Raw genomic sequence first — 21,960 nt, 5'->3', positions numbered from 1 at the left:
TCAGACCGGCAGAGTCGCGGGCATGATTATACCACTTTGCGCGCGAAAACGCGAAAGGGCTCAGGCCGGCGGCAGACGCTTGGCAAGAGTAATGCAGTCGCGCAGGGCCTCGGCCACCACGGGGTTCAGCGACAGATCCAGCAGCCGCCCCTGCCCGTCGACGAACCGCACGCGCAGCCCGTCAGCATCCAGACCCAACAGGCAGAATGACACGGCCTCCAATCGGTTCGTCCCGGTCGTGTCAGAGCGCGGCACCGAAAGCAGCATACGGCGCCGGGCAATGGCCCTTTCGCAGTCGGTCATGTCCCGGCCCCCTTCTGTGACCGTTCGATGATGCCCGCGCCGCGGGGTGGGCCGCACCTGCGGATTTGTAAGGAAATGTTGCCAGGCCAGCCGTGGCAACATTTCCTTACAAATTTCCCCGACGTGGAAACACTTGCTCACCCACAGGACCTAACCACGACATGTCCCCTGCCTAGATCATGATCGACGTGGCAGCCGCACGATGCGCGCTGCCCTGCATGGGAAAGGACATATGCGCAAAACCGTGACCATCCTTGCGGTGCTGGTGGCTTGCCTGCTGACCGGGGGCGGCCTGCTGCGACTTAGCGGGATCACGCCGGGCCTTGCCGCGACGCCCAGCTATCAGACCGCCATGGTGACCCGTGGCGATGTCGAGGAAACCGTCATGGCCGAGGGGCAGTTGAAGCCCGAGCGGCTGGTGGCTGTGGGGGCGCAGGTCTCGGGGCGGATCACGTCGCTGGCGGTCGAACTGGGCCAGCAGGTGAAGCAGGGTGACCTGATCGCCGAGATCGACTCGGTCACGCAGGAAAACGCGCTGCGCACGGCGCAATCCTCGCTGGCGAATTATCAGGCCCAGAAGGCCGAACGTCAGGCCGCGCTGGATCTGGCCGAAAAGACCCTGTCCCGCCAGCAACGCCTGTTGAAGACCAACACCACCGCCCATAGCGATTATGACAGCGCCGCCGAGGAAGTGGCCGCCGCCAAGGCCCAGATCGACGCGCTGGACGCGCAGATCGACGGCGCGCAGGTGGCGATCGAGACTGCTCAGGCCAATCTGGCCTATACCCGCATCACCGCCCCCAGCGATGGCACGGTTCTGGCCATCGTCAATCAGGCCGGGCAGACGGTGAACGCGGCGCAATCCTCGCCGACCATCGTGGTGCTGGGACAGCTGGACCGGATGAGCGTCCATGCCCAGATTTCCGAAGCCGACATCACCAAGGTGGCACCGGGCCAGAAGGTGCGCTTTCACCTGCTGGGCGATACCGCGCGAACTTACGAATCCGTGCTGGGCGACATCGCCCCCGCGCCGCAAAGCATCGTCAGCGACAGCGCCATCGACGCGGACAGCACCTCGGACAGCACCAGTGAGGCGGTCTATTACACCGGCCTGATCCCGGTCGAGAATCCGGACGGCAAGCTGCGCACCTATATGACTGCGCAGGTCAGCATCATTCTGGGCGCGGCCAAGGACGCGCTGACCATCCCCTCGGCGGCGCTGGTCGCGGGGGCTGACGGCCAGCAGGTCCGCGTCCTTGGCCTGAACGGCAAGGTCGAGACGCGGCAGGTCAGCATCGGATTGAACGACAAGGTCTTGGCCGAGGTGCTGTCCGGGCTGACCGAGGGCGAGCAGGTCGTGACCGGAGAGGCCAGCGCCACCACCACGCCCGCAACTGCTGGCCCCGGCGGCATGATGGGCGGCCCGCCCCCGATGGGAGGCTAGGATGGAACCGCTGATCCGACTTTCCGGCGTCACCCGCAGCTATCCATCCGGCGATGGCGACCTGACCGTGCTGCATGGCATCGATCTGGATATCGCACAGGGCGAATTCGTCGCGATCATCGGTGCCTCGGGTTCGGGGAAATCAACGCTGATGAACATCCTTGGCTGTCTGGACCGGCCCAGTGGCGGCAGCTACCGTCTGGATGGGCGCGAGGTCGCGACGCTCGATCCGGGCCAGTTGGCCGGGCTGCGCCGCGAGTTCTTTGGCTTTGTCTTTCAGCGCTATCACCTGCTGTCGGAAATGACCGCCTTGGGAAATGTCGAGGTTCCCGCGATCTATCGTGGCATCCCATCATCCGCGCGACGCGACAAGGCGGCGGCGCTGCTGGGGCGGTTGGGCATGGGCGACCGGCTGGGCCACCATCCGGGCCAGCTTTCCGGTGGCCAACAGCAGCGCGTGTCGATCGCGCGGGCGCTGGTCAACGATGCCCGCGTCATTCTGGCCGATGAGCCGACCGGTGCGCTGGACAGCCGCAGCGGCGAGGAAGTTCTGACGATCCTTGAGGAACTCAACGCCGAGGGCCGCACCGTCATCCTTGTCACCCATGACCCCAAGGTCGCGGCCCGCGCCCGCCGCGTCATCGAGATCGCGGACGGTCGCATCCTGTCGGACAGTGCGGATAGCGTTGTCGCCACCCCTGCCCCGCAACCCGCCACTCCCTCGGGCGTGCCGCGCATCGGGCGGCTGGCCGAGGCGCTGCGCATGGCCGTGCTGGCGATGCGCGCCAACAAGCTGCGCAGCTTTCTGACCATGCTGGGGATCATCATCGGCATCGCCTCGGTCGTGTCGGTGGTGGCGCTTGGCGAAGGCTCGCGCCAGCAGGTGCTGGAAAATATCTCCGGTCTGGGCACGAACACGCTGCAGATCTATCCGGGGCAGAATTTCGGGGATACCCGCTCGGGCAAGGTCACGACGCTGGTGCTGGAGGATGGGGTGCAACTGGCGCGACAGGCGCATGTCGCCTCGGTCAGTCCGACAGTCAGCACCAGCCAGACCCTGCGCCACGGCTCGACCGAGGCAACCGCCCAGATCAGCGGCGTGGGCGAGCAGTATTTCGACGTGGCGGGCGTGACCCTGACCCAAGGGCGTGCTTTCGACGCGGCTGATGTGACCGCGATGAGCCAGGACGTGGTCATCGACGAAAACACCCGCCAAAGCCTGTTCCCGACGGGCGACCCGCTGGGTCAGACCTTCATGGCGGGCAAGGTGCCGCTGCGGGTGATCGGCGTGGCCGAAACCCAAAGCCGCGGTCCGGGCGGCAGCACCAGCCTGACCATCTATGCCCCCTACAGCACGGTGCAGGCGCGCTATCTGGGTTCGACCAGCGTCAGCGGACTGACGTTGCGCGTGGCCGATGATGCCGATATGACGATTGCCCAGCAGACGGTCACCGATTTCCTGACCCAGCGCCACGGCACCAAGGATTTCTTCATCGTCAACAATGACGAGATCCGCCAGACGATCACCAGCACTACCCAGACCATGACCATGCTGATCGCGGCCATCGCGGTGATCTCGCTGTTGGTCGGCGGGATCGGGGTGATGAACATCATGCTGGTTTCCGTGACCGAAAGGATCGGAGAGATCGGGCTGCGCATGGCGGTGGGTGCACGGCGCTCTGACATCCGGGCGCAGTTCCTGATCGAGGCGGTGCTGGTCTGCCTGATCGGCGGCGTCGCGGGCGTGCTGGCGGCCTTGGGCTTTGGCGCGATCTTTGCGCAGGTCGGGGGCAGTTTCCAGCCGGTCTATTCGACCGCCTCGATCATGGCGGCGATGGCCAGCGCCTGCGGGATCGGGCTGGTTTTTGGCTATATGCCCGCGGTCAGCGCGTCGAAACTGGACCCGGTCGCGGCACTGTCGGCGGGCTGACAAGAAAACGGCGGCCGGGTGATCCGGCCGCCGCATACCGCATGTCGCGAATTTACTGGCGTGGCGCGGGACCGATGACCCGCACGATCTTCTTGTCCTTCTTATTCACCAGAACCAGCTTGTCGTCGATGACGCGGTATTCCTTGCCGCGCGGGGCTTTCTCCAACCGGCTGTCGCGGCCGGGCTTGAAGACGCGGCCGTGATCACCCACTTCGGCGCGGCGGATATGTTCAGGGCCGTCACCATGGCGCGGGCCACGATGGGCCTGATCATTGCCACGCGTCTCGGCGGGTGGCGGCGGGCCGCGACGGTCTTCGCGCGGAGCGTCCTTGCGCGGCTTCACGCCATGCGGCGCTTCGGGGCATTTCTTCTGGTCAGGCCGGCAGACCGGGGGCGGGCCATCGGGCCGGGCATCGGCCTGCGCGACCTGGGCCGCGCCCAGGGTGGTTGCCGCGATCGCGGTCATCATCAGAAATCGACGCATCCGTCATGTCCTTCATACTGCTCTTTGGTTGTACCAGCCCGTCTTGGGGAACAGGCTGGCCAGCCCAGCCTTACGGACGGGTCATGTCGCACTTAGGTCCGCGATGTGACGAAAGGTCTCTGGCGGGGCGGGATTTGTAACCGGGCGTTTCCGCGCCTGTGGCAGCAAAGTTTCGTCACAAATTTGGCGCAGCGCGACGGCGGAAACCGGGCTAGAAACGACCCGAAGCCCCAAGGTGATGGCAATGAAGCATATCCTGATCGTCGACGACGATCCCGAAATCCGCAACCTGCTGCGCCGCTATCTTGAGGGGCAGGGCTTTCGCATCTCGGTCGCCGCCGACCGCCGTGAATGCGAGGCGCGGATTGCCGACAGCCGCCCCGACCTGATCGTGCTGGACGTGATGCTGCCCGACGGCTCGGGTCTGGATATCTGCCGCGCGCTGCACGAGCACCGCCCGGACCTGCGTGTGATTCTGCTCACCGCGCTGAAAGAGGATGTCGACCGTATCGTCGGCCTGGAACTGGGTGCGGACGATTATCTGGGCAAACCCTTCAACCCGCGCGAACTGGTCGCCCGGATCAAGGCCGTCCTGCGCCGCGCTGGCCCCGAGGAGCCCCCCGCCCCCGAAGCCCGCGTCTATGGTTTTGCCGGTTTCGAGGTCGATCCCGGCCAGCGCCGCGTCATCGCCGCCGACGGAGCCGAGGTCGATCTGACCGGGGCCGAATTCGACCTGCTGCATGTGTTTCTGGAACGTCCCGGCAGGCTGCTGTCGCGTGACCAGCTGCTGGACCTGACCCAGGGCCGGGGCCGCGATCCGCTGGACCGCTCGATCGACGTGCTGATGAGCAGGCTGCGCCGCAAGCTGGCTGAAAAAGAGCCCGGCGCGATCTTTCGCACCGTCCGCAATGGCGGCTACCAGCTGGCGGTTTCGGTGACTGTCGGGACCGGTGGCTGAGCCGATGAACTCGCTGACCACCCGCATCGCCGCGCTGCTGATCATCGCCATCGTCTCGGTCGCGGTGCTGGCGACCTTTACCGCGACGCAGGTGATGCAGCCGCCCTCGCCGCAATCGACGATGGAGCCGGTGGCGCGGCAGATCCACATGACCCTTGCCCTGATGGGTCAGGGGCGGTCGCAGGATCTGCCCGCGCCTTTGCAATCCGGTCCGGCTGATGGTGTCGCCGATACAAGGATGACGGATTTCCTGCGCCATGCGCTGGAACGGACCGGCGATCCGGTCGCCGTGGTCGTGACCCATGTTCAGGGGCAGGCCGCGCCTCTGGTCTCGGTCCCGCTGGCCGAAGGGGGCTGGCTGATCCTGCCGATCCCCGATCTGCGCCCGCCGCCCGGCCAATGGAAGGTGCTGGCGGTATGGCTGTCGCTGATCGGGCTGGGCAGTGCCGCCATCTCGATCCACGCGGCGCGGCGGCTGACCCGGCCGCTGCAACTGATCGAGGATGCCGTGGACAAGATCGGCCCGGACGGGGTGATGCAACCCATCCCAGAAACCGGACCGGGCGAGGTGCGGGCAGCGGCCCGCGCCCTGAACCGGCTGTCACGCCAGTTGGGTCAGGCGATGGAAAGCCGGATGAGGCTGGTCGCGGCGGCGGGCCATGACCTGCGTACCCCGATGACCCGGATGCGGCTGCGCGCCGAGTTCATCGAGGATGACGAGGAACGGGCGAAATGGCTGTCCGACCTTGAGGAACTGGACCTGATCGCCGACAGCGCCATCCGACTGGTCCGCGAGGAGGTCGGCGCCGTCGAGACCGAACCGCTGCGCCTTGACCGCCTGCTGACCGAAATCGCGCGCGAATTGCAGGCCCTTGGTCAGCCGGTCACGCTGGCCGCCCTGCCCCCGACCGAGGTGATCGCCGGGCCGCTGGCCCTGACCCGCGCCTTGCGCAACCTGATCTCGAACGCCGCGACCCATGGCATGGGGGCTGAAGTGTCGCTGACCCGACAGGGCAATAACGCGGTGATCCGCATCCTCGACAACGGCCCCGGCCTGCCCGAGGACATGCTGTCCCGCGTCTTTGAACCCTTCTTCCGCGTCGATCCGGCCCGGCGCAAATCCGTGCCCGGTGCCGGCCTGGGACTGGCCATCGCGCGCGAGATCATCGAGCGTCATCAGGGCAGCATCACCATCCGGAACCGCGAACCGCGCGGGTTGGAGCAAGTCTGCACCCTGCCCCTTGCCTAGATCAACGCGTAACGCTTCAGGATCTCGGCGATCTGCGCGTCCTGCGCGGGATCGGGCAGCAGCGCGGGCTGGCGGCTGGCCCCGACGGAATTGTCCATCAGATACAGCGCCCGCTTGACCAGCGCCGGGGGATAACCCAGCCCATACAGGTCCTTGCGGAAATCTCCAAAGATGCCCTGCTGGCGCGCGGCCTCGGCCTGATCGCCGGCATTGAAGGCGCGGATGATCGCGGCCAGCACATGCGGCATGACATTGCCCAACCCCGAGATGCAGCCCGCCGCACCGTTTTGCAGCGACCAGTGGACCAGATGGTCCGGGCCGGAATAGACCGCGAAATCACCGACTTCTTGGCCAACCTTCAGATAGGCCTCAAGCGTATCCTGCGCGCCGCCTGAATCCTTGATCCCGGCGATATTGCCATGCGCCGAGAGCTGGCGGGCGGTCTCGGGCTCGATATGGTTCTGGGTGCGGGCGGGGATGTCATACAGATAGACCGGCGTTTCAACCGTATCCGCCACGGTCGAGAAATGCCGCACCAGCCCGTCCTGCGTGCAGGCGATGAAGAAGGGGGTGATGACCGCGATGCCATCGACGCCGATACGGTCAAACTCGCGGGCCAGCTTCACCGTCTCGAAGGTGGCGGGCATCCCGGCGTTCACGATCACCCGCGCGCGGCCCGCGACCTCATCGACCACGGCCTCGGTCAGGGTGACTTTCTCGTCATAGGTCAGGGCGGTGAAATCGCCATTGGTGCCCGCGCACATGATGTTGTTGCCAGCGTCCACCTGACGGCGCACCTGCGCGCGGGTGGCATCAAGATTGAGCGTCTCGTCATCGTTGAAACAGGTGACCAGCGCGACAAAGGCTTCTTTCGTCATCAGGGAGCTCCGGCATAAAAGACGCGGCGGATCGCTCCGCCGCGCAGGGAAGGGAGGGGTCGTGCGTTACTTGAAGCCGATATGGGACAGCTGCAGCTGGCCGTTGGTGGCGATATTGGGCTTGAAGTCCAGACGTTCGCCGACGCGGCTATAGCTGACCATGTGGAACAGCGGGATGTCGGCAGCCAGGTCGTCATGCACATAGGCCGCCAGTTCCGACCACAGCTTGGCGCGTTCGTCGCCGGTCGCGGCCGAGGCCTTGGCGATCAGATCATCCACCTTCGGGTCCGAGATCCCAGATTGCCGGCCGTCGCTGGCATATTTGAAATACATGGTGAAGACCGGGTCGCCCTTGTTGTTGTCATGCATGGCGGCCAGCATGTAGACGCCCTGATCGGTCGGATAGGGTTTCGAGTAGTATTTCTCATGCTCGGCGACCTCGTGGAATTCCAGCTTCACGTTGAAGCCCACATCGGTCAACATCTGCTGCACGGCCTCCATCACCTCGGTGACCTTGGGGAAGTTGGCGGTGCGGGCGATCAGCTTGATTTCAGTATCGACGGGGACGCCGGCTGCCTTGGCCTCGGTCAACAGCTTCTTGGCCCCTTCGGGATCAAAGGCGGGAACCTTGATATCGGGGTTCCAACCGGCAGTGGTCGGCGGGAACAGTGCCACGGCCAGTTCCGTGCCCTCGGGCAACAGCGTGCCGATAAAGGCCTGCCGGTCGATGGCCATGTTCAGCGCCTTGCGCACCCGCAGATCGCTGACCGGCGCGACCGAGCTGTCGAGGCGGATATAGACGGTTTCCGAATCCAGATAGGTGAAGTCGGTGGCAGGGGTATTCGCATCCTCACGCGCGATCGAGGGGGCGATATCGGCCTCGCCGGTGGCAACCATGGCGGCGCGGACGGAAGGATCGGTGCGGAACAGATAGGTCGCCTGCGTGACTTTCGGGGCCTCGCCCCAGTAATCGTCGCGGCGCGACAGCACGATCTGCTGGCCGGGCTTCCAGTCGGTCAGCGCATAGGGGCCGGTGCCGATCGGGCTGCGAATGAACTCGATCGGGGTTTCCTCGGGGACGATGGTGACCAAGGACAGCAGCAGGGGCAGGATCGGCTGAACCGGATCGGCCTTGAAGTCGATGGTCAGGTCGTCGACCACTTCCGGGGTGACGGTCATGCCGCCGAAGTAACGCTGGGATTCACAGGTGATCTTGTCGCTCATCACCCGGTCGAAGGAATGCTTCACGTCTTTGGCGTCAAAGGTCGTGCCATCCGAGAACTTCACCCCCTCGCGCAGCTTGAACCGCCACGAGCCGTCGGGCTGCTGGCTCCAGCTTTCGGCCAGACGCGGCATCAGGCCCTTGCCATTGCGGGTGTCGTATTCGGTCAGGGTCTCGCTGACATTCTCCATGATGACCCGGCCGATATTCGAGCGCGTCGCCATGCAGGGTTCGAGCAGGTCCAGATCCTCGCTGAGGACAATCTTGATATCGGTATCGGCGGCGTAAGCGGGCAGCACCGCCCCACCAAGCCCCGCCGCAAGGATCACGGCGCCAAATCTCAGAGCATTCTTCACTTCGCGTCCTCCCCAAGGATGATAAGCGGATCGGGACGCCAGCTTCCGGCCTGCCCCCTCCGCCCGTATCGGCCGCTCCCCCGGCCTTCTGTGGGCAGGATTGTCCAGAGCAGACAAAGTTGTCAATGAAAGTTTGACTAATGGCGCCGAAGAATTTTTTGAATCGAGCATATCCCCCGAGTTTATTGGAATTTTTTACGTATTGAGGGGCCGATTGCTGGCCCATTCATTCAATCATCAACTTGACAACTGAATGAACATGCGGCGAATGTCCGACCGACAGAACGGTCACCGGCAAGGGAGGGCAGGATGACACCGGCAGAAATCGCCGCCGCGATGACGGGCAGGCTTCACCCGGTCGGGGAGGACCGCAGCGAGGCCATGCTGCCCTCGCCCATGATCCAGAACCACGCGGCCTTCCTGCATCTGCTGCCCGATGGCGCGCTGGTCTGCGCATGGTTTGGCGGCACGCTTGAGGGGAAATCGGATATCTCGATTCATGCCTCGGTGCTGGTGCCGGGGGCAGATAGCTGGGGCCCTGCCCTGCGCCTGAGCGATGATCCCGCGCATTCCGAACAGAACCCGGTGATCTTTGCCGCGCCGGATGGCGGGCAGTGGCTGTTTCACACCTCGCAGCCTTCGGGCAATCAGGATGAGTGCCGCATCCGTATGGCCCCGCTGACCCGCGATCCGCAGGACCCGCTGCAGCTCAGCGCCGGGACGGGCCGCTATCTGGACGAATTGCCGCGCGGTTGCTTCGTTCGCGGGCGGGTCACTTTGCGCCCTGACGGGGCGTGGCTGTTGCCGATCTTTCGTTGTGTCTCGCGGCCGGGGCAGAAATGGAACGGCAGCCATGACACCGCATCGGTTGCGGTTTCGACCGATGGCGGCGCAAGCTGGCGGCTTGACGACGTGCCTGACTCCATCGGCTCGGTCCATATGAGCCCGGTCGAGGGCCGCGAGGGTATCATCCCGGCCTTTTACCGCCGCAGGCAGGCCGATGCCGTGCATGTCAGCCTGTCGCGCGATGGCGGGACAAGCTGGTCTGCGCCGCAGCCGACCGATCTGCCGAACAACAATTCCTCGATTGCCGCGATCCGGATGGCGGATGGCCGCATCGCGGTGATCTGCAACCTTTCCTCAGCGGCAAGCTCGACCGACCGCCGCGCCTCGCTTTACGACGAGCTGGGCGAAGACGACGCCCGCCCCGATGCCGATCCGACCGGCGGCTGCGTGCCCGTCTGGGGCGTGCCGCGCGCCCCGGTCGCCGTCTGCCTGTCCGAGGATGGCGGCCACACCTTCCCGCTGCGGCTGGTGATCGAGGACGGGCCGGGCACCTGCACTTCGAACGACTCGACCGACGGGCGCAACAAGGAACTGTCCTATCCCTGGCTGCTGGAAGCCCCGGATGGCAGTCTGCATATTGCCTATACCTATCACCGGCGGGCCATCAAATATGTCCGACTGTCGCCCGGCTGGGCCCAATCTGCACGGAGCATGACATGAGCGAGATCATCGGCATCACCATGGGCGACCCGGCCGGGGTCGGGCCGGAAATCAGTGTCCGCGCCTTGGCCGAGATGTCCCCCGAGGATCGCGCCCGCACCCGTATCTATGGCAATCTGGTGACGCTGGAAGCGGCCAAGACGGTCAGCGGCCTTGATCTGGACCTGACCGGCCATGTCGTTGATCTGTCCATTGATGGCGCGCCCCTGCCCTGGGGACAGCTTTCGCCCGTTGCTGGAGATGCCGCGTTTCGCTTCATCGAACGCGCCGTTCAGGACGCGCAGGCGGGCCGGATCGGCTGCATCGTCACCGCGCCGATCAACAAGGAGGCGCTGAATCTGGCCGGGCATCACTATGACGGCCATACCGGAATGCTGCGCCGCCTGACCGGCTCGAAGGCGGCCTATATGCTGCTGGCATCCGAGCGGCTGAAGGTCATCCATGTCTCGACCCATGTGTCGCTGAAAGAGGCCATCGCACGGGCCACCACAGAACGGGTGCTGGCGACGATCCGGGCGGGCCACGCCCATTTGCAACGCATCGGCTATGACAGCCCGCGCATCGCGGTGGCGGGGATCAACCCGCATTGCGGTGAAAACGGTCTGTTCGGCTCGGAAGACGACGACCAGATCACCCCCGCCGTCGCTGCCGCCCGCGCCGAGGGCATCGACGCTTACGGCCCGATTTCGGCCGATACGGTGTTCCACCGCGCCTACTCCGGCAGCTTCGATCTGGTGGTCGCGCAATATCACGATCAGGGCCATATCCCGATCAAGCTGGTGGCTTTTGACACGGCGGTGAATGTCTCGGTCGAGCTGCCGATCGATCGCACCTCGGTCGATCATGGCACCGCCTTTGACATCGCCGGCAAGGGCATCGCGAACCACGGCAATATGAACGAAGCCATCGCCTATGCCCGCAAACTGGTCGCCGGCAAGCGCAGCTGACCCACCCATCGAAGGAGAGCCGCATGTCTTTGGCACGAAACATTACCCTGCATATGCCCAAGCGTCTGGAAATCGGCGCCGGTGCCATCGCAAGGGTCGGGGAATGGGCGGGCGATGCCGGACGGGTGCTGGTGCTGGCCTCGCCCCATACCGCGGGCTTAGTGGACCGGCTGGGGATTTCGGGCCATGTGACGGTCTTTGACGCCATTCCGGGCGAGCCTGATATCCCCTGCCTTGAAGCCGCACTGACGGCGGCACGTGACGCGCAGCCCGATCTGGTGGTCGGGCTTGGCGGCGGCTCGGTCATGGATCTGGCCAAGCTTGTTGCGGCGATGTGGGACGGCGAACAAGGGCTGGCCGATGTCGCCGGGCCGAACCGCGTCGCCGGACGTCGAAGCCGCCTTGTTCAGGTCGCTACCACCGCCGGCACCGGGTCCGAGGCCGGCATCCGTGCCCTGATCACCGATCCCGTCGCGGGCAACAAGATCGCGGTGGAAAGCCCGCATCTGATCGCCGATCTGGCGGTGCTGGACCCGGAACTGACCTTCAGCGTGCCGCCCGCCGTCACCGCCGCCACCGGGATCGACGCCATGGCGCATTGCGTCGAGGCGTTTACCAACCGCAAGGCGCATCCCGTCATCGACGGCTTCGCCCGCATGGGCGTCGATCTGGTTGGCCGCTACCTTGCCCGCGCGGTGCAGGACGGGTCCGACACCGAAGCGCGCGAAGGGCTGATGCTGGCCTCATTCTATGGCGGGATCTGCCTTGGGCCGGTCAATACGGCGGCGGGCCACGCGCTGGCCTATCCGCTGGGCACGCTGCTGCATCTGCCGCATGGGTTGGCCAATGCGATCATCTTTCCGCATGTGCTGGCCTTCAATGAAAGCGTGGTGCCGGAAAAGACTGCCGAGGTCGCCCGCGCGCTTGGCCTTGATCCCGCAGACGGTTTGCTGCCCGCAGCACATCGCTTCTGCGCCGATCTGGGGGTCGAGATGCGGCTGTCCGCGCATGGCGCAAGCCCCGATCAGCTTTCGCGCTTCGCCAGCGACGCCCATGCCATCCGCCGGTTGATGGACAACAACCCCCGCGACATGTCGGTCGAGGAGGCGCTGGCGATCTATCACGCCGCTTTCTAGGGGTTATTCATCGCCGGGCGCAGGCTTCCTGCGCTCAAACAGGCGCTCGCGCGAGCCGGACAGATGGTCATGCATCAGGCTTTGCGCCAGCGCCCCATCGCCCCGGCTGATCGCATCATAGATCCGGGCATGTTCGTCAAAGACCCGAACCAGCCCGGTGCTTTCACGCTTCACCGAGGCCCCGTGAAAGCGCATGCCGACGGCGATATGTTCCTTCAGCGCCTCCATCGCGGTCGAGTAATAACTGTTTTCGCTGGCCCGGGCGATGGCAAGGTGGAACTGGAAATCGGCATCCTCGCGATGCGACTGGCGGTTGGTCGCGTCCCGCATCAACTCCAGCGCGGCGGCGATGGCGGAAAGCGTCTCGGGGTCGTGACGCTTGGCCGCGCAGGCGGCGGCGGCAGGCTCCAGCGTCAGGCGGAATTCGTAGCAGTTCAGCAGGTCGGCGACGTTTTCCAGCTGGCCAAAGCCCAAGGGCTGCTTCAGCCCGACCGAGCGCACGAAACTGCCCGCCCCGCGTCGCGAATAGATTAGCCCCTGTTCGCGCAACCGACGCAGCGCCTCGCGCACGATGGGGCGCGAGACTTCGAACTCGGCGGCCAGCTCATGTTCGGTCGGCAGGCGTTCGTCGGGCGCGAAGGCCCCCGATTTGATCGCACGATGGATGCGGTCAAAGACGATATCGCCAAGGCTCTTGCGGCCCGCGGGTTTTTCCAGTGCCATCAGCCTTCCTCGCCGATCAAGCCCGCCAGACGGATCAGGCTGTCATCCGTTCCGAAACCGCCGGATTTCGTGACGATCGTCAAGCCACCCGCATCCGAGGCCACCAGCCCCGGCAGGCATTCCCCCCGGATCGTCAGGAAGGGAACGGCGCGGTGGCGCAGCACTGCCTCGGCGGTGGCGCCGCCGGTCAGCAGCGCCGTGCCCATGCCCGGTCGCAGCAGGGGTGCGACGGCACAGGCCAGATGCACGCCGACCTCATGCCCCGATGCCGGGGCCGCGCCCGGCTGCGCCTGCACCAGCAGCCGATCCGCATCCGGCAGGGATCGGTCCGGCGTGCCATTCGGCGCATCGACATGCAAAAAGCCGCCTGCCTCACGCAGGCGCGCCACCTGCTCCAGCGTGATCGGATCGCGCGAGCCGATGACGAACAGCGCAGCCGGCCCCGGCAATGTCGCAGGCGCACCGGCCGCGCGGCCGGTCATCTGGACGGCCAGCGCCTCGGCCAATCCGCGCGCACCGATCAGCAGGTCAGCCGAGGTGCCTTCCAGCGCCGCGCGCATCTGCTCGGCAGTCTCGGTATCGGGAATTTCGGCCTGTGCCGCATGACGACCGAGGCTGGTCGCCACCGGGATCGGCACCGGGACGCCAAAGCCCATCAGGCAACCGCCCCGGACGATGCGCCCGAATTCCGGGATTGCCGGGGCCATCAGCGCGCGACGGAAGGGGATGGGGTCAAGTTCGGCCGCGACGTGGCCCTTGAGGCGGCTGTCCACCTTCTTGAAGATCCGCACCGCAGGCAGGCCCGCGACCGCGCGGCGCACAGCGTCAGTCGCGGCATCAGCGGGGATTTCCCGGCTGCCGGTGGTCACGGCGATCACATCGGGCTGGGCGGCCAATGCCAGCGCCAGATGCTCGGCCCCCAAGGCCACGGTCACGCGCAACCCGCGCCCGGCAAAAGGCGCCGAGGAATCCAGCGCCCCGGTCAGGTCATCGGCGATGATGGCAAGTTGCGGCCCGCTCATCCACGCACCCTGTCTGTCGTTGGTCCGGCCATGATCCATTCCCGGTTTTTGTTCCGGCCAGTCTGGATCAGTCGGAATATGTTGTCAAATAGGCGTACGTCCTACGGCGCGATGCATTGCAATAGTTCATCAAATCAAGGTCGAACCTTGGGTGTTTTGCGGAGCGCATTTCTTTACAACAAGCATAGATCAGGCGGTATCGCGGGCGATGATTCCGAAACCGATATCGATGCGGGCGGGCGTCGCCTCTCTGCCCTCGATCCGGGCCAGCAACAGCCGCGCAGCCTCTTCGCCCAGCCTTTGCCGGTCGATCTGCACCGAGGTCAAGGGCGGCATGATCTCGGCCGCGAAATCCTGATCGCCAAAGCCCATGACCGCGATGCGGCCGGGGACGTCGACGGCGCGCCGGGCCGCCTCGATCAGCACGCCATGGGCGATGATGTCCGAGCTGCAGAAGATCGCGCCCTGGTCGAAGCCACTTTCCAGAAGCGCCCCGAAAGCGGCCTTGCCCTGCCCGATGCTGGCCGAACTGGGCAGGTCCACGCGCCGTGGCAGTTCCAGCCCGGCGGCAGCGAGGGTCTGGGAAAAGGCCTCGCGGCGGCGATAGGCGCGTTCGTCATTGGCGGAAATCACCGCGAAACGGCAGTGCCCCTTGCCGATCAGGTAGCGCGCGGCATGGCGGGCGGATTCGTCATGCGAAAAGCCGACGCACAGGTCGATCGGATCGTCTGCCAGATCCCAGACCTCGGCCACCGGGATCGCGGCGCTGCGAAGGTGGCGGCGGCAGGTCTCGGAATGGGTGGCACCGGTCAGCAGGATGCCATCGGGTCGACGGGCGATGGCCATTTCGACCAGACGCTCCTCCTCTTGCAGGGAAAAGCCGCTTTCGAACAGCATGGTCTGATAACCCGCCTCGCGCATTCGCGCCGTAAAGGGCTTCAGGAACGAGGAATAGACCACGTTGCTCAGCATCGGCACGATCGCCGCCAGCAGCCGGGTCCGGCTGGAGGCTAGGCTGCGCGCCACCATATTCGGGACATAGCCGGTCTGGTTGACCGCCTGCATGATGCGTTCCAGCGTTTCGGGTTGCAGCATCTCGGGGTGGTTGAACGCGCGCGAGACCGTGGGCTGGGTGACGCCCGCCAGTTGCGCGATCGTCGCCATCGTCACCTTTTGCTGGATCGTGTCGCTCATGCTGCGCCCCTGCCTGACACAGACTTGTCGCCAAGGGCGGGCCGCAGCGCAAGCCCGCCCGGACAGGATCAGTCCTCTTCCTGAAATGCCTCCTCGCGCTTGCTGCGGATGGCGGGCAGCAGGATGCTGATCAGCAGCGCCACCGCCAGCGCCAGCAGGGTCGCGCTGATCGGGCTGGTCAGGAAGCCGGTCGGATCGCCCTTGGAAATCAGCATGGCGCGGCGCAGGTGTTCTTCCAGCATCGGGCCAAGGACGAAGCCCAGCAGCAGTGGCGCCGGTTCGCAATCCAGCTTGCGCAGGATGTAGCCCGCGACCCCGAACAGCGCCATCAGCCAGATGTCGAAGGTGGCGTTGTTGATGCTGAACACCCCGATCACGCAGAAGAAAATGATGCAGGGATACAGGAAATGATAGGGAATCCCGATCATCCGCACCCATAGACCGATCAGCGGCAGGTTCAGCACCAGCAGCATGACATTGCCGATCCACATCGACACGATCAGCCCCCAGAACAGCGCCGGCTGATCCGAGATCACCCCCGGCCCCGGCTGGATGCCCTGCATGATCATCGCCCCGATCATCAGCGCCATCGTCGGATTCGACGGAATCCCCAGCGTCAGCATCGGAATGAAGCTGGTCTGGGCCGCGGCATTATTCGCGGATTCCGGTCCGGCCACGCCTTCGATCGCGCCGTGGCCGAAGCGTTCGGGCGTGCGCGACACCTTCTTTTCCAGCGCATAGGCCGCAAAGGACGCCAGCATCGCCCCGCCCCCCGGCAGGATACCCAGAAGCGAGCCGATGCCGGTGCCGCGCGCCACCGGGGCCATGATCCGGCGCAGATCGGCGCGGGTGGGCATCAGCCCCTCGACCTTGCGGGCAAGGATGCTGCGGCTGGCTTCGCTTTCCAGATTGGACAGGATCTCGCCAATGCCGAACATGCCCATGGCGACGACGACAAAGCTGATGCCGTCGGCCATCTCATCCCGGCCAAAGGTATAGCGCATGACGCCCGAATTCACGTCGGTCCCGATCAGGCCCAGCAGCAGGCCCAGCACGATCATCCCCACCGCATGCAGCAAGGAGCCGCTGGCCAACACGACCGAGGCCACCAGCCCCAGCACCATCAACGAGAAATATTCCCGCGGGCCGAAAGCCAGCGCGACCTCGGCCAAGGCGGGTGCGATCAGGGCGATGACGACCGTCGCCACCGTGCCCGCAATGAAGGACCCGATGGCCGCGGTGGCCAGCGCCTTACCAGCATGGCCCTGCCGCGCCATCTGGTAGCCGTCGATGGCGGTGACGACACTGGAGGATTCACCCGGCAGGTTCACAAGGATCGCCGTGGTTGAGCCGCCATATTGCGCGCCATAGAAAATCCCCGCCAGCATGATCAGCGCGGTTTCCGGCGACAGGCCGAAGGTCACCGGCAGCAGCATGGCGATGGTCGCGACCGGCCCCAACCCCGGCAGCACGCCGATGGCCGTGCCAAGGAAAACGCCGATCAGGCAATAGGCAAGGTTGGCGACGCTGAAGGCGGTGGCAAAGCCAAGGCCCAGATTTTGGATCAGCTCCATGCGTCAGCCTCCGAACAGGCTGCCAAGGATCGGCAGCGGGACGCCAAGCCCCATTTGAAAGACGATGGTGCAAAAGGCGGTCAGCAGCGCCAGCCCGACCAAGGCGGGGACGGTGATGCGAAACATCCGGCTGGCCGAGGCCGCCAGAAGCCCCATCAGCGGCACGGCGATCACGGTGCCCAGATAGCGCACGCTGGCTGCAAAAATCAGCGTCGATCCGACGATCAGCAACATCGGGCGCAGCTGGATGCGTTCCACCCTTTCCCCGGGCTGCAGGAATGCCCGCAGGATCGAGGCCAGCCCGATCAGCATCAGCAACCCACTGAGTACGCGCGGGAAATAACCCGCGCCCATGCGGGCGGCAGTGCCCATTTTATAATCCTGCGCAATCAGGATCGCCGCAAGGCCGATCGCCACATAGACGCATCCGGCCCAGAAATCCTTGGTCTGGTAAGTCGATTTCATTCTGTCCTCGCAAGCCGTGCAGATGGTCCGTGCCGCCACGGTCGGGCGGCACGGAAGGCAGGCTTACTGCTCGGGCTTGATGTCGCCGTCCTTGACGACCTTCGACCAGCGGTCGATTTCCGCCGCGACAAAGGCATCGGCCTCGGTCGGATCATTGGCGACGACGGCAAAGCCCATCTTGCCGAACTGCTCGGTGACGGCAGGGGATTTCAGCGCGGCGGTCAGACCCTCGGCCAGCTTGGCGCGGATCTCTGGCGGGGTGCCCTTGGGCGCGGCAAAGGCCTGCCACGAATAGACCTCAAGCCCGTCGAAACCCAGCTCCTTCATCGTCGGCACGTCCGGGAAATCGGGCGAGCGCTGGTCGGCGGTGATCGCCAGCATCTCCATCTTGCCCTCGCGGACATAGTTGGCGATGTTGCCAAGGTTCTGGAAGGATACGTCGGCATGGCCGCCCATCAGGTCGGTCTGGGCCGGCCCGCCGCCCTTGTAGGGAACGTGGATACCCGAGGTCTGGCTGGTTTGCCAGAACAGCTCGGCAGTCAGGTGGTCCGAGGACCCCGTCCCCGACGAGGCAAAGGTCAGCGTGTCCGGCTCGGCTTTAAGTTTCGCCACCAGCTCCTCGACCGTCTTGACGCCAAGACCGGGGCGCGTGACCAGCGCGTTGGGCGTGCGGACCGCGATCGTCAGCATGTCCAGATCCTTGCGCGGATCGTATTCCAGATCGGAACGCAGCGCCGGGTTGATGCCGAAAGTCCCGATCGAGGCCGCGATCAGCGTGTAGCCATCCGGCGCGCTGCGGGCGACCGAGGCGGCGCCAATTGCGCCATTCGCGCCCGGCTTGTTCTCGACCACGATGGATTGGCCGAAACCCTCCTGCATGGCTTGCGTGGTGACGCGGCCAATGGTGTCGCTGGCCCCGCCCGGCGGAAAGGGCACGATCAGCGTGACGGGTTTGGCGGGGTAATCCTGCGCCATGACCGGACCGGCAAGCGCACCGAAAGCAACGGCGAAACCCGCCGCTGCAGTAATGAATTTGTTCATGTCTTCCTCCCTGAATGCGCTGCAATTCCCCGTATGCATGCGCATGCATGAAGTTTCGATCAGCCCGACCGACTCCGTCAAGAACTTTCGTTTCTGCTATGGGCACCATGCCCAAAACTGAACGGTCGCGGACGCAACTCATGGCGCATCCCGTCAGCGACGGCCCAAATTTTTATGGCTGGCCCAGCATACGGGCCAGCCATCGGCATTCGATCTGTAGCGCCCGCTATGTTGATGCGGTCACAACAGCCTTAGGGCACGTATTCCCCGGATCAGGGCTTCATCAGCACCGATGCGCGCGGATAATCCGATGCCCAGCCCGGCGAGAGCGGCGCGATGAACACGTTCTCGGTCCGCGTCCGGGTGATCAGCCAGCGGCCGTCCTGCTTGCGGAAGGTGTTGTTCAGCCGCGAGGAGCGCAGCAGCGCCTTGCCGTCGGAAAACAGCCAGGGCTGCATATGGACCCATTGCCCATCCGCCGTGTCACCATGGACGTGGATCTGTTCCGAGGTCAGGTAATGGCAGTTCAGCAGCAGCTCGGGCTCTTTCTTCTCGCCCCAGAAAGCCTCGAAATGCTTGCGGATGGCGGGGGCGCCGACCGCCTGCCCGAACTGGCCCTGATAGTATTCGCCGACGCCTTCCCAGATGGCATCCTCGGCATACAGCTCCATGATCAGGTCGATCCGCTCGGCATCGGTGGTCACGCCGAATTCCGGCATGGGCGTGTCGCACAGGAACATGTAGCGCGCCTGAATGCGGCGAATCTCGGCCTCGGCCTCAAGCACCTCGACGCGGGCGATCAGGCTGGAAAGCCTGCTGTCTTCCATAACGGACATGGGATTCTCCGGGGTTTCGGGATGATGCGGACAGGCTAGAGCGCGAGTTCATCACGAATCAAGCGGTAATTTTCACGCGATTAGTGAATTAATTTCGCGCAGGCGTGGCGTTTGCACAGGCAGAACCGGAAACCAGCGCCAATGCGCAAGATTCTTATTGCGTGAAAAGGAATGTAATGAGTAGCATAAGGACAGGCAGGTCATGCGCCCGCCCCTTCATGCCATGCCGCATGTCACGCACCCTCTTCAGGGCGGCGGAAAAATCACATTCAACGTACTGATAATAAATCATTATTTTCGTTTCCGATAACGAATCTGCGTTGACCGATTCCTTTTTTGCGGTAATTTTCACGTAACAAGTGAAGTCACCGCGACCCGTGGTCGCACCCAAGGAGCTGTCATGGCGACCCAGGCACACTTTCCCGATCACGCGCTGGTGGCGCGTTTCACGCTGGGCGGCGATGGTCCCAGCCTTGTCGTCAAGGACTGCATCGACATCGCGGGCATGGTTTCGGGCTGCGGCTCGGCGGCACTGGCGGATGCGGCCCCAGCGGCTGCCCATGCCGAGGTGGTGGAAGCCGTTCTGGCCCAAGGCACGCGCATTCTGGGCAAGGCCAATATGCACGAGCTGGCCTTCGGCATGACCGGGGTGAACGCCTTTACCGGGACGCCGCTGAACCCGAACTGGCCCGACCGCATTCCCGGAGGCTCGTCCTCGGGTTCGGCGGTGGCGGTGGCGGCTGGCACAGTCGATTTCGCCATCGGCACCGATACCGGTGGCTCGATCCGCCAGCCCGCGATCTGCTGCGGCATTGCCGGGCTGAAACCCAGCTTTGGCCGTATCTCGCGCAAGGGGGCAACGCCCGCCGACAGCTCGCTGGACTGCATCGGCCCCTTTGCCCGCGATGCGGCGGGGATCGAGGCCGCGATGACGCTGATGGACCCGACCTTCCGTCCCACAGCCCTGACCCACGCCCCGCGTCTGCGCCGCATCGCGGTCGCGTCGGATGCGAATATCGACGCGGCCTTTGCCCCGGTGGGTGATCTGGCGCTGGATGCCGCCACGCTGTCGCTGCTGGATCAGGCCTTTGCCGCGGGTATGACCGTGATCGCCGCCGAAACCGCCGCCGCCTTTGCCCATCTGCCGCAGCACCTGATCGGTGCCGACGTTCGCACCCGGATCGCAGGTGGGGCCAAGGTTTCGGCTGATGCGGTCGATGCCGCGCGCGAAATCGGCCGCGCCTTTGCCCTTCAGGTCGATGCCGCGCTTGAGGGCTGCGACGCGCTGATCCTGCCCGCTCTGCCCGTCGTGCCCCCGACCCTGGCCGAGGCGACGGACCCGAATACCGTCCTGCCGCTGACCCGCTTCCTGCGGCCCTTCAACCTGTCGGGCCATCCGGCGCTGGTCCTGCCGATCCGCACTGCGGATGGCCTGCCTGCCGGGGTCCAGATCGTCGGCCGGATGCATGACGACGCCCGGCTTTGCGCCATCGCCCGCTGGCTTGAACCGCGACTGACCGCCCTTGCGACCAAGGAACTGACCGCATGAATGAAGTCCTCAGCCTTAGGCCCGCAGCCCATGCCGGCCTTGCCGACCTGCTGGCCCAGATCCGCGCCCGGCGCGGCGAATTCGAAACCCTGCGCCATATCCCCCGCGATATCGTCGAGGGTTTCCGCCGCGCCGGCATCTATCGCGCCTTCGTGCCCTCCCGTTTTGGCGGGGACGAGATCTCTCCGGCCGCCTTCCTGCGGATGATCGAGACGATTTCGACCGCCGATGCCTCGGCTGGCTGGGTCGCAAGCTTTGGCGTGTCCTCGACCTATCTGGCCGCCCTGCCGGTCGAGACCTATGCCACGATCTTCCGCGCCGATCCCGACACGGTCTTTGCCGGTGCGATGTTCCCGCCGCAACCCGCGCGCCGGGTCGAGGGCGGCTTCGAGGTCTCGGGGCGCTGGCCCTATGGCTCGGGCTCGATGGCCGCCGACCTGATCGGCGCGGGCATCAAGATCGAGGGCGAGGATGCGCCCCTGCCCCGCACCGCCGTCATGCCACGCGCCCTCGTGACCATCGATGAGACATGGGACACGATCGGTCTGACCGCCACCGGCAGCCATGACATCGTCGTCGACAAGGTCGTCGTCGCCCCGGAATGGACCTTCGTGCGCGGCGCTAAATCCGCGATGGAGGACCGCATCTTCCGCTATCCGGCCATGGCCTTGGCCGCGCAGGTGCTGGCAGTGGTGGGTCTGGGCACCGCGCGCGAGGCGCTGGACTGGGTGCGCTCGGACGCCGCCAACCGCGCCTCGATCACCGGGGCCCCCAGCCCCGGCGCGCGCCCGCATGTGCAGGAAAGCCTTGCCCGCGCCGAGGCCCGTCTGGCCGGTGCCCGCGCCCAGTTCTTCGACATCATCGAGACGGCATGGGACCAACTGGCCCATGCGCCCTCGGTCGACCGCGAGACCCATATCCGCCTGCGCATGGCGGCAACGCATGCCGCCGAGGAAGCCGCCGAGATCGCCCGCATGGCCTTTGTCATGGGCGGCACCGGCGCGATGGTGCGCGGACACCCGCTGGGCCGGATCATGGTCGATGCAGCCTGCGTCGCCCAGCACGCCTTCATGGCCGCGGGGACATGGACCGCCGCCGGCGCCGCCATGTTCGGCGAAAAGACGCCCCCCGGCTTTCCCTGAA

20 protein-coding genes are annotated in these 21,960 nt (G+C 65.3%); 9 read left to right on the top strand and 11 right to left on the bottom strand.

Going from position 1 to position 21,960, the window contains the following annotated elements; translation table 11 throughout:
• Window positions 1–60: 60 nt before the first annotated feature.
• Window positions 61–303 carry a hypothetical protein gene (locus tag GL300_RS14230; RefSeq protein WP_155040313.1) on the bottom strand — a complete coding sequence of 81 codons (243 nt, stop codon included), beginning with the start codon at window positions 301–303 and terminating at the stop codon, window positions 61–63.
• A 232-nt stretch (window positions 304–535) separates the two neighbouring features.
• On the opposite strand from GL300_RS14230, the gene GL300_RS14225 reads away from it, so the two are divergent.
• Together GL300_RS14225 and GL300_RS14220 are read left to right on the top strand one after the other, a co-directional pair.
• Window positions 536–1,747 (top strand): efflux RND transporter periplasmic adaptor subunit, encoded by a 1,212-nt coding sequence (locus GL300_RS14225; protein WP_155040312.1) that lies wholly within the window; start codon window positions 536–538, stop codon window positions 1,745–1,747.
• A 1-nt stretch (window position 1,748) separates the two neighbouring features.
• Entirely contained in the window at window positions 1,749–3,677 is a 1,929-nt protein-coding gene (locus GL300_RS14220; RefSeq protein WP_155040311.1) for a MacB family efflux pump subunit, read from the top strand.
• 52 nt (window positions 3,678–3,729) lie between these two features.
• Here the strand turns inward: GL300_RS14220 and GL300_RS14215 are convergent, their stop codons facing one another.
• Window positions 3,730–4,161, bottom strand: coding sequence for a hypothetical protein (locus GL300_RS14215; RefSeq protein ID WP_155040310.1), 432 nt, complete (start codon window positions 4,159–4,161; stop codon window positions 3,730–3,732).
• Between the two features lie 244 nt (window positions 4,162–4,405).
• Between GL300_RS14215 and GL300_RS14210 the strand changes: the two genes are divergently transcribed.
• Together GL300_RS14210 and GL300_RS14205 are read left to right on the top strand one after the other, a co-directional pair.
• The gene (locus GL300_RS14210; protein WP_155040309.1) at window positions 4,406–5,119 is read left to right on the top strand and encodes a response regulator; all 714 of its coding nucleotides are present in this window, start codon (window positions 4,406–4,408) and stop codon (window positions 5,117–5,119) included.
• A 4-nt stretch (window positions 5,120–5,123) separates the two neighbouring features.
• Window positions 5,124–6,368, top strand: coding sequence for an ATP-binding protein (locus GL300_RS14205; protein WP_155040308.1), 1,245 nt, complete (start codon window positions 5,124–5,126; stop codon window positions 6,366–6,368).
• Here GL300_RS14205 and GL300_RS14200 read toward each other — a convergent pair.
• Entirely contained in the window at window positions 6,365–7,246 is an 882-nt protein-coding gene (locus GL300_RS14200; RefSeq protein ID WP_155040307.1) for a dihydrodipicolinate synthase family protein, read from the bottom strand. The two genes, GL300_RS14205 and GL300_RS14200, sit on opposite strands and share 4 nt — an antisense overlap.
• 66 nt (window positions 7,247–7,312) lie before the next feature.
• Window positions 7,313–8,824, bottom strand: a complete 1,512-nt coding sequence (locus GL300_RS14195) for an ABC transporter substrate-binding protein (RefSeq protein WP_343043052.1) — start codon at window positions 8,822–8,824, stop codon at window positions 7,313–7,315.
• A gap of 309 nt (window positions 8,825–9,133) precedes the next feature.
• Here GL300_RS14195 and GL300_RS14190 point away from each other — a divergent pair, with 309 nt between their 5' ends.
• From GL300_RS14190 to GL300_RS14180, 3 genes are read left to right on the top strand one after another with little or no spacing between them, the layout of a single operon-like run.
• Window positions 9,134–10,330 carry a sialidase family protein gene (locus tag GL300_RS14190; RefSeq protein ID WP_155040305.1) on the top strand — a complete coding sequence of 399 codons (1,197 nt, stop codon included), beginning with the start codon at window positions 9,134–9,136 and terminating at the stop codon, window positions 10,328–10,330.
• Entirely contained in the window at window positions 10,327–11,277 is a 951-nt protein-coding gene (pdxA, locus tag GL300_RS14185) for a 4-hydroxythreonine-4-phosphate dehydrogenase PdxA (protein ID WP_155040304.1), read from the top strand. The genes GL300_RS14190 and pdxA overlap by 4 nt, the downstream gene beginning before the upstream one ends.
• A 23-nt stretch (window positions 11,278–11,300) precedes the next feature.
• On the top strand, window positions 11,301–12,413 hold the full coding sequence (locus GL300_RS14180; protein WP_155040303.1) for an iron-containing alcohol dehydrogenase: 1,113 nt from the start codon (window positions 11,301–11,303) through the stop codon (window positions 12,411–12,413).
• A gap of 3 nt (window positions 12,414–12,416) precedes the next feature.
• Here the strand turns inward: GL300_RS14180 and GL300_RS14175 are convergent, their stop codons facing one another.
• From GL300_RS14175 to GL300_RS14145, 7 genes are all read right to left on the bottom strand, one after another.
• Window positions 12,417–13,136 carry a FadR/GntR family transcriptional regulator gene (locus tag GL300_RS14175; RefSeq protein WP_155040302.1) on the bottom strand — a complete coding sequence of 240 codons (720 nt, stop codon included), beginning with the start codon at window positions 13,134–13,136 and terminating at the stop codon, window positions 12,417–12,419.
• Window positions 13,136–14,158, bottom strand: a complete 1,023-nt coding sequence (locus tag GL300_RS14170) for a four-carbon acid sugar kinase family protein (protein ID WP_155040301.1) — start codon at window positions 14,156–14,158, stop codon at window positions 13,136–13,138. Before GL300_RS14170 ends, GL300_RS14175 begins: the two co-directional genes overlap by 1 nt.
• A gap of 189 nt (window positions 14,159–14,347) precedes the next feature.
• Window positions 14,348–15,352 carry a LacI family DNA-binding transcriptional regulator gene (locus GL300_RS14165; RefSeq protein ID WP_211595095.1) on the bottom strand — a complete coding sequence of 335 codons (1,005 nt, stop codon included), beginning with the start codon at window positions 15,350–15,352 and terminating at the stop codon, window positions 14,348–14,350.
• Window positions 15,353–15,420: 68 nt separating this feature from the next.
• Window positions 15,421–16,926, bottom strand: a complete 1,506-nt coding sequence (locus GL300_RS14160) for a tripartite tricarboxylate transporter permease (protein ID WP_155040300.1) — start codon at window positions 16,924–16,926, stop codon at window positions 15,421–15,423.
• 3 nt (window positions 16,927–16,929) lie between these two features.
• A complete protein-coding gene (locus GL300_RS14155; RefSeq protein WP_155040299.1) occupies window positions 16,930–17,391 on the bottom strand; it encodes a tripartite tricarboxylate transporter TctB family protein in 462 nt (153 codons plus the stop codon).
• Window positions 17,392–17,454: 63 nt separating this feature from the next.
• Window positions 17,455–18,432 carry a Bug family tripartite tricarboxylate transporter substrate binding protein gene (locus GL300_RS14150; protein ID WP_155040298.1) on the bottom strand — a complete coding sequence of 326 codons (978 nt, stop codon included), beginning with the start codon at window positions 18,430–18,432 and terminating at the stop codon, window positions 17,455–17,457.
• A gap of 272 nt (window positions 18,433–18,704) precedes the next feature.
• Window positions 18,705–19,268 (bottom strand): nuclear transport factor 2 family protein, encoded by a 564-nt coding sequence (locus GL300_RS14145; protein WP_155040297.1) that lies wholly within the window; start codon window positions 19,266–19,268, stop codon window positions 18,705–18,707.
• A 400-nt stretch (window positions 19,269–19,668) separates the two neighbouring features.
• Here GL300_RS14145 and GL300_RS14140 point away from each other — a divergent pair, with 400 nt between their 5' ends.
• A complete protein-coding gene (locus tag GL300_RS14140; protein WP_155040296.1) occupies window positions 19,669–20,817 on the top strand; it encodes an amidase in 1,149 nt (382 codons plus the stop codon).
• Window positions 20,814–21,959, top strand: a complete 1,146-nt coding sequence (locus GL300_RS14135; RefSeq protein WP_155040295.1) for an acyl-CoA dehydrogenase family protein — start codon at window positions 20,814–20,816, stop codon at window positions 21,957–21,959. The genes GL300_RS14140 and GL300_RS14135 overlap by 4 nt, the downstream gene beginning before the upstream one ends.
• Window position 21,960: the final 1 nt, after the last annotated feature.

Source organism: Paracoccus litorisediminis (assembly GCF_009711205.1).
GTDB lineage: Bacteria > Pseudomonadota > Alphaproteobacteria > Rhodobacterales > Rhodobacteraceae > Paracoccus > Paracoccus litorisediminis.
The sequence above is the reverse complement of the archived record's forward strand: the minus strand, read 5'-3'. Positions and strand labels throughout refer to the sequence as shown.